A 14,002-nucleotide genomic window follows, 5' to 3' on the forward strand; every position below is an offset into this window, starting at 1 on the left:
AACATTAAAACTATTTTGGCTGCATACATACTGACTTTTTAAGGTTTTCCAGAAAGCTTCTTAAATGAAAGCACATATAAAACCATTCCTACTAGAATAAATGTAAGTCTACTCATTATAAAATCTAAAGACAATCTAAAAACAGGTTCACCGAGACTATCAACTGGTAGAACTGTAGGCATATAAGTCACATACCCTTTGGCGAAAATATCAATAAAAGGTGTGCTATTAAAACTCATAAGTGACAAAATCAAAACAATTGGAATCCAAGAATAAAGCAAAGTTTGCCTTTTGCTGCCTAAAAACATACTTGTTCCAAAAACAAACACAAAAGTAGGAAGTAGTATTATTAAGATCGGTAATAAAAAGTTTTGAAAATCTGTAAAATTAAAAGTTATCTTGTAAAACACCAAACTTATCAAAATACAGCATACCGCAATAATTAAGTAAGAAATAAACAGGGCAAAACTTTTTATAGCCAGATACTTTTTCTGTGGTAAAGATGTACATGAAGTAATTTCTCTTACTCTTTGTTCATTTCTAGAAAAAAGTCCTGTACACGAAAGCATTAAAATTAATAACATAATCGTATTTATGCCACACAAAAACTTACAATAACTCCATTTAGAAAAAGGTGCCGTACCAGAAACACCTTGTATTATTTCTGTATAAAGGTCAATCACTGAAAAGAAAAGTGCAATTATGAAAGTTATCACAAATATCTTTGAAAAAATTATTCTTTTCAGTTCGTATTTAAGAATTTTTACATCCATTGACGGCTGCCTCCTTGTGTAATACCACTAATATTTAAAAAATCAGAAAAAGACAGTTTTTTATCCTTTTTGCCATAATATTCTTTGTAAATAACTTTCATAGAATTAAAATAATTGTCTTCACCTATGTGCTTATAAACATTGTAAACTGTGAGTGGTCCCAAGCCATAAATTTCACCACCTCTTAAAAATAATGAAACATAATACTTTGGAATCATTGATAACTTGTTCATGTATTCAGGATTTCTTCGATAAAAGTTTCGATTTAATTCATTTGTTGATTCTTCCCATTTTTTCAACAACAAATTTTCTGCATAGGCTTTTCCAAATTTGTTTTTCAAGAATAAATAAGTACTAAAATCCGCAAAAGCTTCATCTGACCATTCATCGTGATTTTTATCTATTTGATTATGGCTGTTTGCATTAGATACATTTATTCCAGTTCCCCACCATTGATGAGCAATTTCATGCGTGAGCAAAGCAAAAGTGTCAGAAGAAGATGCTATCGATGAATCCACATTGGATTTTTTCTTTAAACAATCTTCTGAAACATAAGAGATATTTCCGTTTTGAAATCCACCTTTGCCCTGTACTCCTGATGTTACAACTACTTTGAGACTATCTTTGCCTAGTGGTCCAAATTTTTCCGAAAAGAATGAGAATATATCAAGCGTATCATTTCCTCTGGATTCAAATTCTTTTCTTGCAGCCAATGGATAGAAAAACTCCACATTTGTGCCCCTTACATTTCTTTCAAATATTCCATATCGTCCGGCTGTCAAAGATAGGTCACTTAATTTATCCCAAGAAAAACTCCAAGTAGTAAAACCATCCTGCTCAGAAATCTTGCGATTTTTTTCTCCCTGAGTTATGACTGTAAACTTTGAGTCCATTTTTATTGTTCCTTCAATAATCCTATCATTTTGTTCAATACAAACAACAGGAGCAACGCCCGTGGTGCCATTTAACCTTACATAATTTTTGCTAATTCCTTGGGAAAAATCTTTAGCTGTACTTTTGGCTTTCGGTATACCTGAATACCTTATGCTTAATTTAGTTTTAGTGTTTCTTGGAATGCTTATTTCAAAAACGTTGTTAAGTTTTGCACTGCTCAAAATCTTGGGCGAAACCTGTGTACAGCTTATGTCCTTGTTGCCTAACTTGATTTCACTAATATGGTAACCGTCTGCTAATTCAAAATATACATTTTGAGGCTTATCAGTGCCGTTTTGCAGTTCCTGACAATAAGCTCCGCTAGCACAATTTTTATCTTTTTCTATCTTAAGATCTACAAACATATTTGAAGTTCCTATGACACTTACGTTTACAGGCGTTTCTTTTTTACCATTAATCAATACTGACACCACATCCGTAAGCGAAATTGGTTTGAAAATCGGTTCATTTTGAAAAACAAAAAATACTCCAAAAAGAGAAACCAAAAAGCAAATTGGTATGAGCTTATATTTTTTACAGTTTTTTAAGATAGATTTAAATAATCCTTTTTCATAACATCTATCGCTTAGCATTCCGAATAAAAATATGGACATAGATACTGATAACCCAAAGAGCCTATTCCAGAGCATTCCCAAAACGATATTCCCGCTTCCGAAATTTTCGGAAAGTCCACTAGCACCTGTCTGAACCCACATATATTGATAATTGATATTTCCTGTTAAAAAACTAAAAAGTACCGCTAAAAGCATAATAATGCAGGTTATATTGACATTCCTAAATATAAGATAAAATCCTGCGGTCATAAGAATTGTTAGCACAATCGAGCCAAAAATTATTAAGGTATAACTGAGCAGAAAATAACTAAAATTGGTTAGACTGCCCACGTTAAATATATAGTGAGGAATCATAATTATCATTGAACCCACTGTTGAAATAAGACCGGCACACATTAAGCCTGTAATTTTGGTTAAATGTATCTTTATAGAACTTGATATTGGTTCAATTATATAATTAACTCTAAACCTAAGTATTTTGTCAAACTCAAAAACTGTTAGTGTCGTAAAAGCAAGAGTTGAAAGTACTGCTCCTGCCTTTGCGGGGAAAAGTATCGTTTGAGATAAAAGAGTAGAGCTATTTATTCCAAATATCATACTGCTAATATCTTCGCTAATGTAGGTTGAGAGTAGTGCACCAATCAAAGGAAAAACTGACACAAGTAAGATTATTATTTGAGTAAACCTGGACTTCAGAATCCGCTTTGTTTCATAATCAAAAAATACATTTCTCATTTAATGGACACCCCCATTGTGTATGACATATGTGTATGCATCTTCCAAGGTAGGCTCTATAAGTGCAATAGAGCTTTCTATTTCTTTGCCGATAACACGACAGGAGATGCCATTACCAGTAAACAACTTAGATGTGATTTTGTACTTACCTCCAATTCTTTTTTCTAAAGTCTCGTTATCTTTTTCCTCAACAAAACCAACATGTCCGTGTACAGCTTTTATTAAATCCGGCGAAGTTCCATCAAATAAAATCGTACCGTTATTAATGATTATAATTCTATTGCAAATGGCTTGTATATCATCGATGATGTGAGTAGAAAGTAACACTATCTTGTCATTTGCAGTCTGTGAAAATACATTTCTGAAATTAATTCTTTCTTCTGGATCAAGTCCAACTGTAGGTTCATCTAAAATTATAAGTTCAGGATTTCCAAGTAATACTTGTGCTATACCAACACGCTGCCTCTGACCCCCTGAAAGAGTTTTAATTTTGAAATTTCTTTTTTCTTGCAAATCAGTCCTTTCAATAGCTTGCCGAATAATACCTTTCACGTTGTTTTTAATTTCTTTTAATGCACACATGTAATCCAAAAACTCATAAACTGTTAATTCGTCATATAAACCAAAGCTTTGCGGCAAATACCCGAGCTGCTTTCTGAGTTCTTTTTCGTACTTTTGGATTGGCTTACCATCAACAATTATTTCGCCGGCCGTCGGTATTATCTTCGATATCAATAGTTTCATAAAGGTACTTTTTCCAGCACCATTGGGACCCAAAAGTCCTATAAAATTTGGGCTGTTCACTTCTAAATTCATATTGGTTAGTGCCTTTTTTCCTGTTTTGTATGTCATACTCACGTTTTTAATACTGATTTTCATAGATGCTGTTACACTCCTTTTTCATCTTTTACCTATATAATAGAGCCTTCAACTTACATCTCTGTGACTTTCAGGTGAGAGATTCGTCACTTTGGGAAACAAATGGAAAAGACCTTCAAGTATTTTGAAGCTCTTACAGAAGTGACTGAATATTTACATCTATTGTTCAATTATCATCAAGAATAAATTTTGGCAACTGCTATCCCCCACAACAGTACAATCGCTTCAAATATCCATTTATACCTGAACATAATGGCTATATATTCGCGTATAAAGGCGCTTGGCCAGTAATATGTTGCCGTTCCACATCCAACACCGCTTGCCTTTATCTTCAGCTGTTTTGCATAGAGACTTGTTCGAAAAACATGATAATTGTTCGTCACAAATATATAGCGGTGCTTCACACCATTCACATCCAGCATATCTCTGACATTTTTGAGATTTTCAAAGGTAGTCTTAGACTGTTTCTCTAGAATAATATCCTCTTCTGGAAATCCAGTTTCTACAAGATAATTTTTCATTGCTGCCGCTTCCGATATCTTCTCATCGGCGCCCTTACCGCCTGATACAACAATCTTAGTATGCTGCCTGCATTTATGGTAAATACGAACCGCTTTGTCAACTCTGCCCTTCAGCAGCGGAGATACTCTTTCTCCGCCTATGAGACCACATCCATGAACAATAATATAATCACAATTCAGTCTTTTAGGTAAGCATGTATAAATTAGCGAATAGATCAACAGTGAAACAAACGTAAAAGCAATATAGAACTCCAAAATCAACACCAGTGAGAATATCGTTCTCATAACAGAAGCATCCTGAAGAAAATATATTCCAGCAATGGTTACCATACTTCCCACGATCATGACTATTCCCGTCAATAAAGATAGAACATTCTGCAAACGCCTTCCCTCTTTTTTCATCATCTCCAAACCATTCACAATGAAAAAGATTGCAGTAACAAGAAAAATCAATGGTATAAGCAGCAGCATCAAAATTCCAAGAATCATTCCCCGGATTCCCGGTGCAGAGCCAAATCCAAGAAGAAAAATACCAATTGCCATCATCAGCAGCAGTGCATTCCAGAAACTTCTTGGTTCATACAGCATACTTATAACAAGGATGAGCATTAAAATACAACCAGGCATCATTAAAGACATTCAGACCACCTCTTCTCAATATAAGTTGCGTTCAAATTGCCATTAGGATAATTTGAATTCAGATGTTTTTTGAATTTTTTGTATTAAATTAATATCAGTTTTGATTTACATGTCATCCCGAAGCGCGTCAATAATATTTTATTTTTCATTGCTTTAGGCATATACATACTGCCCTTGCCATATACATTACATAGATTTTCAACTTTTAAAAATTCTATTATTTAAGGTTCCTTTCTTGTGGCTTACCTATATAATAGAACCTTCAACTTACATCTGTGTGACTTTTAGATGACATATTTGTCACTTTTAGGGGAAAATAGATTAAAAACTATAATTTTAGATAAAATAAAAAACACTGAAAATCAGTGTTTGGAATGGATTATGGTGCGTCAGAGAGGAGTCGAACCCCCGGCACGCTGGTTCGTAGCCAACTGCTCTATCCAACTGAGCTACTGACGCAAATTAACAGTGTTATATTAACACAAATACCAATTAAAATCAAGTCTATTTACTATATCAAGTTAAAATTTATATACCTATCTTAGTAAATAAAAAAAGAAGTAACCATTTTACTGGATAACTTCCTTGAGTAACTATATTTAAGCCATTACTAAAAGTATAATGGCGGAGAAAGAGGGATTTGAACCCTCGCACCGGTTACCCGATCTACGCCCTTAGCAGGGGCGCCTCTTCAGCCACTTGAGTATTTCTCCATGCCCTACGTTTAAATATAATTATTATATGGCGGAAAGAAAGGGATTCGAACCCTTGGTACGGTCACCCGTACGCCGGTTTTCAAGACCGGTGCCTTAAACCAACTCGACCATCTTTCCTAGACCAACATGACAAGTATTATTATAACAACAGTCTATATATATGTCAACATTTTTTTATCTTTTATATTGAATTTTTATATAAAAAATTCAATATAACTACTTTTTATCTAAAATAAGCCTGACAATTCATGTAATTTTCTCTGTATTTAGTATACTAAAGGAGATATAATGAATTACTTCATTATATCTCTCAATATGCCCAAAATACTCTCACAATATCTTATTTTAAAGATATTGTATTTTATAAGATAATTTTATTTTATTACTTCTTTTCCACCCATATATGGTCTTAATATTTCAGGAATTATAACACTTCCATCTTCTTGCTGATAATTTTCTAAGATAGCTGCAACTGTTCTACCTATAGCAACTCCTGATCCATTTAAAGTATGTACATACCTTGGTTTGTCTTTTGGAGTTTCCTTATATTTTATATTAGCACGTCTTGCTTGGAAATCCTCAAAATTACTACAGCTTGATATTTCTACATATCTATTGTAACTTGGCATCCAAACCTCTATATCATACTTAAGTGCTGCAGTAAAGCCCAGGTCTCCCTTACATATTCTAACTACTCTATATGGAATTTTCAGTCCTTTAAGTACATCTTCCGCATCATTAGTAAGTTTTTCAAGCTCATCATAAGATTCTTCAGGTCTTGTGAATTTAACCATCTCAACTTTGTTAAATTGATGTTGTCTTATTATTCCTCTTGTATCTCTTCCTGCTGATCCTGCTTCTGCTCTAAAACATGCACTATATGCGACATATTTCAATGGCAAATCTTCTCCCTTTAAAACCTCATCTCTATGAAAATTAGTTACTGGTACTTCTGCAGTTGGAATTAAAAAGTAATCATTATTTGATATTCTAAAAGCATCCTCTTCAAATTTAGGAAGCTGACCTGTACCAGTCATACTAGTCCTATTTACCATATAAGGAGGTAATATTTCTGTATATCCATGCTTTTCTGTATGAAAATCCAAATAATAAGTTATTATAGCTCTTTCAAGTTTAGCTCCTAACCCCTTGTAAAATGTAAATCTAGAGCCTGACACCTTTCCACCTCTTTCAAAGTCAAGTATATCAAGATCTGTACCTATATCCCAATGAGCTTTAGGTTTAAAATCAAACTTAGTAGGCTCTGACCATTTTCTAATTTCTACATTATCTTCGTCTGATTTTCCTTCTGGAACTGCAGGATTAGGGATATTAGGTATCCTAAGCATTATGTACTCTATCTTCCCATTTAATTCTGATAATTCAGTATCATACTGTTTTATGTTATCTGATACATGTTTCATTTCAGCAACTAAATCATCTGCATTTTCACCATTTCTTTTCATTTTAGCTATCTGAGCTGAATCTTGATTTCTTTTATTCTTTAAAGCTTCTACTTCAACTAGAATTTTTCTTCTCTTCTCATCCAAAGCTATTACTTCATCGATAGTTGCTGGATCAAAATCTTCTCCTCTATTTGAAAGTTGTTTTTTTACTTCCTCTGGATTGTTTCTTATTCTTTTTAAATCTAACATATTTTATAAATCCTCCCTAATCATCTATATAGTTTCCTATAATATAAAAAGAGCCTTTACGTACCCCAAAGGGACGAAAGACTCCGTGTTGCCACCCTATTTAATTAACAAATTAATGCTAATTCTCTCTAATTTATAACGGTATTACCGAACTGTTTTATCAGTACTTCCAAGGTGGATTCACAATATTATGATATCAGCTTACACCAAGACACTGACTCTCTTAAATCACTTTAAAGCTACTAACCTCTTCATCAGTTAATTTTTAATTAAATATATATCCACTACTTATTATAACCAAGATATTAAAAATAATAAAGGTAAATTTGAAATTATTTTGTAATTTTATTAACATTTTTAGTACAAATTATGTCCACCTTCGTATTTAGTATATTTTTGCAAATTATATCTCCAATTTTTATAGGTGCCCCAACATGTATTCTAGCTAAAACTTTTGAGCATTCAAGCCACAAGCTTTTATCTAGTGGCTTAGAGCTCTTTACTGATACTACGTTGCAATTACACCCTTTTATTCTAACTATAGTAGTAAATATATCACACTTATTATCTTCTTTTAATTTCAAATTTTCTTCTCCGCTATATAAACTTTCATCAATATCCTCTCTATCTTTACTAGCTATACATTGCCTATCCAATTTAGTACCTGTTCTCTCCTTTATCAATTCTAACTCCCCCAATTACATTTTATCAAACTCCTTTATTCTACCTACCATGATATTGGAATTTTTAGAATCTTTAACTACATCAGTCATTTTTTTATTAGTCTCCCTTGCAAGAATTGACGCCACTTCATAAAGGCACCTTGTTCCTCTACAATCTCCAAAAGTTGCACCTGTCCTTCTCTTTATACCTTCTATAGTACGTGCCCCTAATGGTCTACTTATGGCATCTATTATTTCACCCTCTGTTACCTTATTACAATAACATATCACCTTACCATATTTCCTATTTAGCTTTATTATTTTTTTTCTTTCCTCATTAGAAAGTTCTCTAAATTTGTAAAATTCCCTCCTCTTATCCACAAAATCCTTTTTCAAGCGGCAATTTAGTTTGTTTACTACTGTCTTGCACACTATATTTGCAATTGCAGGTGTCATTGTAACCTGCCCATAATGTTTTCCTATTATTTTAATATAATCTTCATCAATTAAACTATCGTCTATAATTAAAAAATCATCATAAAAATGTGAATTATAAAAATCATTAATATTTTCCTGTGATAAATCTTTTATAAAACCACTTATTTTTTGTAGTCCCTCTTCACAATTTATTTTTTCACTATTCTTTAATCCTACTAACAATTTATTTTCTTTTCCAGGGATAATACATGTTTTATTATCCCCCTCCCCTATTGTAGAAATTATATTATTATAGGGTTTGCTTAATTTTTTTTCTACGGAAAAATATTCTAAATATTTTACATTTTGATTTACCTTATTTTCTCTATCTATACTATAATTTTTACCTGGGGTCGTATTTAGTACCATATTACACGTAAATTTATTTTTATTGGTCACTACCTTAAAACCTTTGGATATACTTTCTATATCCAAAACTTCTTCCCCTAACTTAAAATTGACCCCATTGTCACAAGCAATTTCACCATAAGAAATAGCTAAATCATAAGGTGATATAATCCCCGTATTTTTAGAATAAATAGCTTTTTTTATATTTTTCCCCAAATTTGGTTCTATCATCTGTACTTCTTCTCCATCTAACAGCTGTATGTTTTCCATGCCCCTATTCAAAGCTTTATTATACATACAAATTAGCTTTTTCTCACCTTCTTTAGTATCTGCTAACAGTAAGTATCCCTTCTTCTCAAAGAAAATATTAAACTTAGATGCCAAATCAGACATAATCTTACTGCCAGCAAATTCAAGTTTTGATAATGATATATCTTCACATTCCAATCCATCATACACTATAGAATAATCTATAGGTGCTACATCATTAGCAATATCATAATCTTTTTCAATCAATGCTATATTTAAATTATACTTTGAAAGTTCATAGGAAACTGCACATCCTATTATTCCCCCTCCTAATATAAGCACATCATAATCCATGTTAATCTCCCCTTCAAAGAAATCTTTATTTTAATAATCTAAAAATAGCCCTGTTTCTACTACTTTGTATTAAATTCTATTTACTTAGTGAATTCAATATATCTCCAAGTTTTTTAATATTATCTCCATATCCTGACCAATCACCATTTTTTTGTGCATTTAATGCATTCTCATACAAACTCTTAGCCTGCTTTATCTTTTCCTGATTGTCGTTATTAGTAGGCACCAGCTGACTTTGAGCAGCACTATTTCCTTGTGATTGATTATTTTGCTTATAGTTAAATATCTGCTGCAAAGCATCATCTATGCTTTCAGCTAATATTATTTTATCACCATAAGATACTACGACTCTTTTCATCTCTGGTATACTATCTTTGCCACTAGCTCTAAGATACATAGGTTCTATATAAACCAAAGAATTATTTATAGGAACTATCATGGTATCACCAAATTGAACCTTAGACCCATCTTTATTCCAAAGTGACAGTTGAGTAGATATAGTCGTATCCTGATTTAATTTTTGTTTAAATAAGTATGGACTATATATCGTCTTCTCTGGAGGGAATTTATATAGAATCATCTTTCCATAGTTTTTTCCATCCATCCTAGCTCCAAATAAAGCTACCATATTGTCCTTATCTCTCATATTAAAATATTGCAGCAATATCATTTCTTCCTTATTAGCACCTGGAAGTTTCATAACAACATAAGGAGACTCCATTAGATTCTTTTCGCCACTAACCTGTTTTTGGTTCTTAGCTACTTCCCATAAATCTTCTCCACTATAAAATACTCCTGGATCTGTTACATGATATTTCCCAAGTACACTACATTGAATATTAAACAAATCTTTTGGATATTTAAAATGCTTAACTATATCAGGTGATAGTTGATTCATATTTTTAAATAAGTTAGGAAATATTTTTGCATAGCTTTTTATTATAGGATCAGTTTTATCCACTATATAAAAATTTACGTCTCCATTTAAAGCATCTATAGTAACCTTCACAGAATTTCTCATATAATTTACATCGTTCTGAGGTTGTGAAAAAGGATATCTATTTGAAACAGTGTATCCATCTAATATCCAATATAACTTTCCTCCACTTGCAACTATATAGGGATCTGAGTCATAGTTTAAAAAAGGTGCTATTTTATTGACTCTATCAACTATATTCCTATTTATCAATATCTTACTTTCTTTTGATATATCCCTGGATAATAAGAAATTTAAATCCTTCTGATTTATTGCAAATAATAATCTATTTAGAAATCCTAATTTTATTCCATCTGTTCCATTATAAATATTAGTTGCATTATTACTTCCTTTAGGATAATCAAATTCACCTATTTTAGTATTAACTACTGCATAGTTATCCGTTTTTTCACCAAAATATATTCTTGGATTTTGAATTTTTATATCAGTGGAATTGTTAGGTGGCATATCCTTTATGACAAAGTTAGGCTGTCCTTCTGAAGTTACCGAATTAACTTTATTCATAACTATTCCATAACCATGGGTATATATAAGATGTCTATTTTGCCATGTATTTGGATCTATTGCCTTGCTGTTTATTTCTCTCGCACCTACAAAAACTTGATTAAATTTTCCATTTATATTGTATCTGTCTATATCAATATTATTAAAGTTATAATAATATCTTATAATTTGGACTTGATTATAAAATTCAAGTGTAGGATCAAAAGAATTTATCCTTATATTATTTATCGTATCCATATTATTTTCTATATCCTTTGAAGTTAAATCATCCTTGACTTGAAAAGACCTAGTATCCACATTATCAATATTAAATGCACTACGGGTATAATCTATATTATATTTTATATATGGACTTTCTAAAGTTTTTTGATTGGATTTAACCACAAAATTTTGAACCACAAAAGCCATTAGATTTCCACTTATAATTAAAACTATTATTACAACTATAGATGCCACTATAGGTTTAATTTTAACTCTAATTATACTAATAAATATAACTATAGCAGCAATAAAAGATGCTACTGCAATAATTTTATAGAACAACAAACTTACATGAGCATCTGTATAACTTGCGCCAAATGCTACTCCATTTTGGCTATAAACAAGGTTAATACACTTTAAAATATACCCTATTGATATACACAATATTATAAGAGCAGCTAAAACTGCCAATTGTTTTCCTGCAAATCTAGTAAGCCCACTATCTAATATATTTATTTTACCAAAATTTTTCTTAAAATTTCGTGATACAAATCTATCCTTCATACTTAATATAAAGTATGTAAAAAGAGTTATCAATCCTAATAAAATAAATAGGCTTACAAGTGCACTATATATAGATTGTATAAGCGGTAATTTAAATATATAAAAAGAAATATCTAAATTTAAAATTGGGTCTTTTTTATTGAAAGATACTGAATTTGTGAATTGTAAAATTCTATACCAATAAGCTGATGCAAATACATAAGAAGCTAAAAAAGACACAATCAAATCAATAAAAAAAACTATTTTTCTCTCAATTTTAACTTTACTACTTTTTACCTCAACAACTTTTCTATACTTTATAATGCTTATCCTTAGACTTTTATAATATAACCATATTCCTACAAAGCTTATAATAAATAAAGGTATCATAAGCTTACATACCGCTACAAGTTTAGTAAAATAAACAGATAAGTATCCTACTTGTTTATACCACTGTATATTTATTACGAAATTTACGATATTATTTAAAAATGAAATACACAATACTAAAACTAAAATAAAAATACCTATTGCCATTTTCCTCTTCATAATACAACCACCTCTTTTATAAATATAAAAAATTTTAGCTATGGATCAATCAGAAATCATATACTTTTTCTCTTTCAATTCCCTTTTTATATTCTTAATTATGTCATCGTTTTCTGCAACTATAGTATGTAAATGCACACCTCCTGTTAATATTAATAGTGGTTCTGCTTTATACTGTTCTATTTTATTTATAAAATTTTCAACATCATATAAATTTTTTATCATAAGCATACTTTTTATTTCACCATAAAGGGGATGTTCTACTATTACATCCTGTACTTTACCCCCAAATTTAACTATAGTTTTAAGTTCATCCTCTATTTCACTTGTTTCGTGTGAAACTGCTATTACAGCCTTAATTAAATTTTTTTCTGCTTTTGGAATCAGATAACCATCTGGGGTTGCTATTATATCTTTACCTTCTGCCCTTAAAATTGCTATATCTTTAACTATTATTTGTCTAGTAACCCCTAACTTTTCTGCCAAAATATGACCCTTTTGAGGTTCGTCATTTTTTTCAAGAATTTCTTTAATATATATTCTTCTTTTTTTTGAATCCATCTTAACCTCCACTAATACACTTATACATTAATTATATCATAAAAATTGGAATAAATTTATACACATAAAATACTAAAATACTTATAAATTAAAAAAATTTAACTTATAATTTTAATTTCTTTTATCGCAATACTTTAATATCTTTAACTCCAAATTATTATTATGAGTATCGTTATTATGATGATTTTCTATCAAATAAAATAATTTTTCATTATACTCTATCTTTTTTAATAGCTCTACTCCTATTTTACTATGATTGTAATATACATTTATCTTTGGCTTTTGAGAAAATTTTCTTAATTTCCCTTTTGAAATCCTATCCATTGATACTATAAATGATTTGTCTATTAGATTTAGCTTTCTATCTATCTTACCTATATCATGTAAAAGAGCAGCCTTTAGAAGCAATTTCTCATCTACTGTACCTGGCTTACTATTACAAATACGCTCTACATCATATGCTACTTTTACGCAATGCTTTTGTTCATTTATGGACAGTTTATTAAATAATTTTAATTCTTCTATACTTAAAATATTTTTTATAAACCTACTATCCTGTTCATTAATTCTAGAAGTTAATGCCCAATAAAATTGCTTTATTCTATAAAATATCAATATAAATCTCCTCCAACTAATACACTATTTAAAGTGTACCATAATACGGGCAAAAAATAAAAGAACTACATAAAACTATGTAGTTCTTTTCATGGTGGACCTTCAGGGACTCGAACCCCGGACCCACCGGTTATGAGCCGGTTGCTCTAACCAACTGAGCTAAAGATCCTTATTACCTGGCAGCGACCTATTCTCCCACAGGGCCTCCCCTGCAGTACCATCGGCACTGTGAAGCTTAACCTTCCTGTTCGGTATGGAAAGGGGTGTTACCTTCACGTCATTACCACCAGATTATTATCGAAAATTGCTATTTCTATCAATTTTCTTTTCTATTATCTTTTAAGAGTTCAAATTACTCTGTCCTCTCAAAATTGCACAGTAAATTTTTTTCTTTCGTTTTTATTTGGTCAAGCCCTCGACCTATTAGTATCAGTCAGCTTAACAAGTTGCCCTGCTTACACCTCTGACCTATCTCCTCGTGTTCTTCGAGGGGTCTTACTAGCTTACGCTATGGGA

Annotated in this window: 10 protein-coding genes, 4 tRNA genes, 2 rRNA genes and 1 other annotated feature; all 16 genes read right to left on the minus strand. The window is 31.2% G+C overall.

What is annotated here, in order from left to right:
• Positions 1-38 precede the first annotated feature (38 nt).
• A complete protein-coding gene (locus tag CLRAG_RS09905; protein WP_065078293.1) occupies positions 39-773 on the minus strand; it encodes a hypothetical protein in 735 nt (244 codons plus the stop codon).
• Positions 764-3,016 (minus strand): gluzincin family metallopeptidase, encoded by a 2,253-nt coding sequence (locus CLRAG_RS09910; RefSeq protein WP_065078294.1) that lies wholly within the window; start codon positions 3,014-3,016, stop codon positions 764-766. Before CLRAG_RS09910 ends, CLRAG_RS09905 begins: the two co-directional genes overlap by 10 nt.
• A complete protein-coding gene (locus CLRAG_RS09915) occupies positions 3,017-3,895 on the minus strand; it encodes an ATP-binding cassette domain-containing protein (protein WP_065078295.1) in 879 nt (292 codons plus the stop codon).
• A 176-nt stretch (positions 3,896-4,071) separates the two neighbouring features.
• The gene (locus CLRAG_RS09920; protein ID WP_065078296.1) at positions 4,072-5,055 is read right to left on the minus strand and encodes a YdcF family protein; all 984 of its coding nucleotides are present in this window, start codon (positions 5,053-5,055) and stop codon (positions 4,072-4,074) included.
• Between the two features lie 382 nt (positions 5,056-5,437).
• A tRNA-Arg gene (locus tag CLRAG_RS09925) sits at positions 5,438-5,514 on the minus strand.
• Positions 5,515-5,677: 163 nt separating this feature from the next.
• Positions 5,678-5,768 (minus strand) — tRNA-Ser (locus CLRAG_RS09930).
• A 29-nt stretch (positions 5,769-5,797) separates the two neighbouring features.
• Positions 5,798-5,888 (minus strand) — tRNA-Ser (locus CLRAG_RS09935).
• Between the two features lie 257 nt (positions 5,889-6,145).
• Positions 6,146-7,426: a serine--tRNA ligase gene (gene serS / locus CLRAG_RS09940; RefSeq protein ID WP_065078297.1), complete on the minus strand. Its 1,281-nt coding sequence runs from the start codon at positions 7,424-7,426 to the stop codon at positions 6,146-6,148.
• Positions 7,427-7,492: 66 nt separating this feature from the next.
• Positions 7,493-7,690, minus strand: a binding site (T-box leader).
• A gap of 68 nt (positions 7,691-7,758) precedes the next feature.
• The gene (locus tag CLRAG_RS09945; RefSeq protein ID WP_065078298.1) at positions 7,759-8,109 is read right to left on the minus strand and encodes a DUF1667 domain-containing protein; all 351 of its coding nucleotides are present in this window, start codon (positions 8,107-8,109) and stop codon (positions 7,759-7,761) included.
• A gap of 15 nt (positions 8,110-8,124) precedes the next feature.
• On the minus strand, positions 8,125-9,516 hold the full coding sequence (locus CLRAG_RS09950; protein ID WP_065078299.1) for an NAD(P)/FAD-dependent oxidoreductase: 1,392 nt from the start codon (positions 9,514-9,516) through the stop codon (positions 8,125-8,127).
• A gap of 76 nt (positions 9,517-9,592) precedes the next feature.
• Complete coding sequence (locus tag CLRAG_RS09955) at positions 9,593-12,310, minus strand: UPF0182 family protein (RefSeq protein ID WP_065078300.1); 2,718 nt, start codon at positions 12,308-12,310, stop codon at positions 9,593-9,595.
• Positions 12,311-12,355: 45 nt separating this feature from the next.
• Positions 12,356-12,871: a transcription repressor NadR gene (locus tag CLRAG_RS09960; RefSeq protein WP_065078301.1), complete on the minus strand. Its 516-nt coding sequence runs from the start codon at positions 12,869-12,871 to the stop codon at positions 12,356-12,358.
• Between the two features lie 111 nt (positions 12,872-12,982).
• Positions 12,983-13,486, minus strand: coding sequence for an HDIG domain-containing metalloprotein (locus CLRAG_RS09965; RefSeq protein ID WP_065078302.1), 504 nt, complete (start codon positions 13,484-13,486; stop codon positions 12,983-12,985).
• 92 nt (positions 13,487-13,578) lie between these two features.
• Positions 13,579-13,655: transfer RNA gene (locus CLRAG_RS09970), tRNA-Ile, on the minus strand.
• A 5-nt stretch (positions 13,656-13,660) separates the two neighbouring features.
• A 5S ribosomal RNA gene (rrf, locus tag CLRAG_RS09975) occupies positions 13,661-13,777 on the minus strand.
• A 112-nt stretch (positions 13,778-13,889) separates the two neighbouring features.
• Positions 13,890-14,002, minus strand: a 23S ribosomal RNA gene (locus tag CLRAG_RS09980); the annotation flags it as partial.

Origin of the sequence: Clostridium ragsdalei P11 (assembly GCF_001675165.1) — a bacterium.
Classification (GTDB): domain Bacteria; phylum Bacillota; class Clostridia; order Clostridiales; family Clostridiaceae; genus Clostridium_B; species Clostridium_B ragsdalei.